Here is a 3,812-nt window from a genome sequence, read left to right on the forward strand (position 1 = left end):
TGATGCAGAATGGGAAATTTTTGAACCCTTATTGCAAGAGATATTACCGACTAAGAAGCAGACTCGACCGACCAACTGGCCAAAGCGAGATATCTTCAATGGAATTCTCTATCAACTAAAAAATGGATGCAATTGGCAAGAGATCATGACCAAAATTCAGTTTCAACTTTCTACGAAACCCTCAAAACAAGAGAAAGCGGCACAAGGAAAATCTGGATTTGTTCCGGCAATAGCCAGATGGGTGATCGAACGCTCCAATGCTTGGATGGAGCGCTGTAAAATTCTGGTTAAGAACTTTGAACGAAAGAAAGGTTAGTGCCACTGCCAAACTCAATCTCTGCTTCATCAGGCTAATGATTAAGAGGCTTGCAGCACCTTCTTAGATGTCAAATGGGTTCTATACATATAATCATTCCGTTGTTTTTCATCACCTGAAGGGTTAATTAAGTTTTTGATTGTCAAAATGGTATTTACTACACCTTTGATTGTTGAATTTCAGCAAATGCCACTAGTACTACAAAATCTCACAGGCGGTTACACCGCACTACCAATTGTCCAAAACATTAACCTCACTCTGCAACCAGGAGAATGGTTGAGTTTAGTTGGTGCTAATGGCTCAGGGAAGTCTACATTACTCAAATTGCTGAGTCGCATCCTCTCGCCACAGCAGGGAACGGTACTACTTGATGGTAAAGCAATTCACTCTCAACCCCCAAATTTGGTTGCACAGAAACTGGCATTGTTACCACAACAACAAACAGTTCCTGTTGGTTTAACAGTGCGACAATTAGTAAGTTTAGGACGCACACCACATCAACCTTGGTGGCAATGGGAATTAAACGTTGAAGATTTGCTCAAAGTGGAAGATGCAATTAAAAAAACGCAACTAGAAAAAATGAGCGACCGCTTAGTTGAACAACTCTCCGGTGGTGAAAGACAACGAGCTTTTTTAGCTCTAGCACTAGCGCAAGAATCAAAAATTTTACTGTTGGATGAACCTACAACTTTTTTAGATATCAACTATCAATTACAACTATTGGAACTACTGAAAAATCTAAATCAGCAGAAGGGATTAACTATTGTTACAGTTTTACACGAATTAAATTTAGCCGCACGGTATAGCTCTCGTATCGCTTTATTAAAACAAGGTCATCTGTGGAAAGTTGGCACGCCTGAAGAAGTTCTCACTTCAAATGTCATAGCACAAGTATTTGGTGTTGAATCTGTGATTATTCACACACCTGTTGGTTTACAAGTTTGTGCCATTTCTGCTGTGTTATGATAACTCAATTAATTTTGTGACAAAAAAGTGTGTAGTTCTGGAGTATCTTGTTGTCAAACATTGCTCTGCTGGTTGAAGTTATTTATTTTTGTAAGTTGTAAGTTTGGGAGTGACAACTGTAGTTATTACTGTTGATTAGTGGTAATATTAAGAGCGCTGATGAACGGTTCAATAGCGATCGCTTCATTTAAATTCTCACTCCTGCTAAATCTAGTATGGTAAATGATGCTATTCGAGGTAACGACATCAAACAGCCCATCTTCACAACTTAAGCCTTTGGGATTCCGGCTGTGGTAAACCAGTTTAATGAAAGATGCATTCTGGTTTTGGGAACACTAAATTTACCACCAGACTTAACAGGAAGGGGTTAATGTGTAAAGACGGATGGAATAATAAATCTAAAAATACAGTTCCCCTGCAATTACTCATAACATACCTAAAGCCAGTGAAGCGCAATACAATTACCTATGAATTTGACCCTGGTTCGCAAGCAGAAAGACAACCTCCGCAGGAAAGTGACGACCATTTATTGGAAGCTTCTAGGCTACTGCGACAAGGAATTCAACAGCAGCAAGCTGGTGAGCTAGTAGCGGCGATTAAGTCTTTACAACAATCCTTAGGGCTATTTCAGGTAGTTGGGGATTTGCCAAAACAGGCACAGGTGCTTTCTTTTTTAGGATTAGTAACTTATAGCGCCGGAGACTACAAGGGTGCTATATCCTACTCTCAACAGTGTTTGTCTTTGAGCGAAGACAGATCAGATTTAGCATTGCAGATGCAAGCACTTTCCCATTTAGGTAATGCCTACCGTCACCTGAATGACCATAAAAAGGCAATTGAGTTTCTGGAAAAGTGTTTGAAAATAACGCAGCAACTGCAAGACAAACGAAGTCAAGTGGCTGCACTGAATAATTTGGGATTGGTTTATAAAGCTTTAGCCAACTTTACACAGGCAATTGAGTATCAGCAGCAAAGCCTAGAAATTGTGCGGGAACTCAAAGATAACTGGGGCGAGGAACAGGTACTCAAAAATTTGGGTAACGCTTGGTATGCTTTGGACAATTACCCAAAAGCGATCGCCTACTATGAACAATGTGTAGTAATAGCACGCTCCTTAAAAAATGTTCGCACGGCTTCTCAGGTGTTAAAGAATCTAGGTAATGCTTGTTATGCCTTATATGATTATGCCAAAGCCATTAAGTATTATGAAGAACGGTTGCAATTAGCTAGAGAAATTAAAGACAAGCGTAGCGAGGAACAATCCTTAGGTAGTTTAGGAGTTGCTTGTGAAGCTTTGGGTAACTATAACAAAGCAGTTACATATTATGAAGAACGTTTGCTGTTAGCTAGGAGTATCAAAGACCGACGCAGTGAAGAAGAAGCTCTTGCTCGTCTGAAAGCTGCTTGCTACGCCTTGGGTGATTATGCCAAAATTATACAATACGAGCAGGGAACATCTACAAATAGTTAAAAAGCAAGAAAGAGAAACAATTCAAAATTCAAAATTACTCGCACAAATCAATTTCCCCCATAGTTTTTTGTTGTTGGAGATATATGAGAACTTCTAATGTATCTACTTGGGGAAATTGCGCGTAAAAGTTACTTACACTGCGGAAAGGTTCCGGTGTTTCTAAGACAATTGTGCGATCGCCCCATTGATTCAACCAGGGTAGCAATTTTGGTGGCGCTACTGGAGTGCATAACCAAACTGCTGTTGGAGAGAGCGCTTTGAGCGCAGTTGCCGCTACCGCTATTGTCATACCTGTGGCAATGCCATCATCAACTAAGATGAGCGTAGCACCCTCGGCATTTACCTGAGGACAAGCAGAAATTAATTGTTCCTCAAGAGACTTAGCTTGGTTGATGGCTTTATTTAGAGCGACTTCTCGCCATTGGATATCATGTTTAGAACGAAACAGCTTTTGATCAGTCCAAAGAACATTTCCGGAAGTAGTCGCTGCACCAATTGCTAACTCTGGATTTTCTGGATGGCTAATCTTTTTCGCCACAACTATCGTCAACGGGCAACCCAAAAGACGTGCTATTGGTGCTGCTACTGGTACACCCCCTCTTGGCAAAGCATAAACAATTGGTACAGGCTTTACCTTAGAATCAATAGTTTGCTGAGTCAAAACATCATGAATCACTCGCGCCAATTCCTCACCTGCATGGGTGCGATCAGCGAAAAGTGGGGTATATGACATGGTTTCTCCCAGCATCTTTAAGACGGCACTGCTTTTATGATGACTGAATTTTGTCTTCAATTAACTGATACAATAAGATTTATATATAGGACTCATATTTGATTTCTGAACAGGATTTCAGATGAAACCCTGGTAAAACGAGCTTTTCAGTCTCAGTATAGTTTCAAAAATCAAACCGGCGTCCTATAAATAGGGCTTGCTGAACAAAAGTGAAACATAGTCTAGGTAAGGGTTTTGAGCATTTTTTCACCAAGCAAGTGCAAGACTATAGCATCCAGAGGTTCAAAAACCTTGCACTTTCGTCGGCGAGCGCCGGGCAAATTGGG

Annotated in this window: 4 protein-coding genes; 3 read left to right on the top strand and 1 reads right to left on the bottom strand. The window is 40.6% G+C overall.

Annotated features, from left to right (window positions below; all coding sequences use genetic code 11):
• The 3 genes from ACEW80_RS01935 to ACEW80_RS01945 all read left to right on the top strand — a co-directional run.
• Window positions 1–316 (top strand): transposase (locus ACEW80_RS01935; protein ID WP_373524981.1); only part of this gene is annotated, 316 nt, incomplete at its 5' end.
• A gap of 186 nt (window positions 317–502) precedes the next feature.
• On the top strand, window positions 503–1,282 hold the full coding sequence (locus tag ACEW80_RS01940; protein WP_373524982.1) for an ABC transporter ATP-binding protein: 780 nt from the start codon (window positions 503–505) through the stop codon (window positions 1,280–1,282).
• 370 nt (window positions 1,283–1,652) lie between these two features.
• Complete coding sequence (locus ACEW80_RS01945) at window positions 1,653–2,753, top strand: tetratricopeptide repeat protein (protein ID WP_373524983.1); 1,101 nt, start codon at window positions 1,653–1,655, stop codon at window positions 2,751–2,753.
• A 34-nt stretch (window positions 2,754–2,787) separates the two neighbouring features.
• Here ACEW80_RS01945 and ACEW80_RS01950 read toward each other — a convergent pair whose 3' ends face one another.
• Window positions 2,788–3,486, bottom strand: coding sequence for a phosphoribosyltransferase (locus ACEW80_RS01950; RefSeq protein WP_373524984.1), 699 nt, complete (start codon window positions 3,484–3,486; stop codon window positions 2,788–2,790).
• Window positions 3,487–3,812 lie beyond the last annotated feature (326 nt).

It is taken from the genome of Nostoc sp., assembly GCF_041747015.1.
Classification (GTDB): Bacteria; Cyanobacteriota; Cyanobacteriia; order Cyanobacteriales; family Nostocaceae; genus Nostoc.